The sequence below is a fragment of the Marinobacter vulgaris genome, from assembly GCF_003344045.1.
Classification (GTDB): domain Bacteria; phylum Pseudomonadota; class Gammaproteobacteria; order Pseudomonadales; family Oleiphilaceae; genus Marinobacter; species Marinobacter vulgaris.
Genome location: NZ_QFWX01000056.1, coordinates 1 through 370, shown reverse-complemented (window position 1 = coordinate 370; position 370 = coordinate 1). Strand labels below are relative to the sequence as shown.

Annotated in this window: 1 rRNA gene; it reads left to right on the top strand. The window is 52.4% G+C overall.

Going from position 1 to position 370, the window contains the following annotated elements:
* Positions 1 to 323, top strand: a 16S ribosomal RNA gene (locus DIT71_RS17775); the annotation flags it as partial.
* Positions 324 to 370 lie beyond the last annotated feature (47 nt).

Sequence of the window (370 nt, the reverse complement as noted above, 5' to 3'; positions counted from 1 at the left end):
GGGCTACACACGTGCTACAATGGCGCATACAAAGAGAAGCGACCTCGCGAGAGCAAGCGGACCTCATAAAGTGCGTCGTAGTCCGGATTGGAGTCTGCAACTCGACTCCATGAAGTCGGAATCGCTAGTAATCGTGGATCAGAATGCCACGGTGAATACGTTCCCGGGCCTTGTACACACCGCCCGTCACACCATGGGAGTGGGTTGCAAAAGAAGTAGGTAGCTTAACCTTCGGGAGGGCGCTTACCACTTTGTGATTCATGACTGGGGTGAAGTCGTAACAAGGTAACCGTAGGGGAACCTGCGGTTGGATCACCTCCTTACCTTAAAGAACCTGCCTTTGCAGTGCTCACACAGATTGTCTGATGAA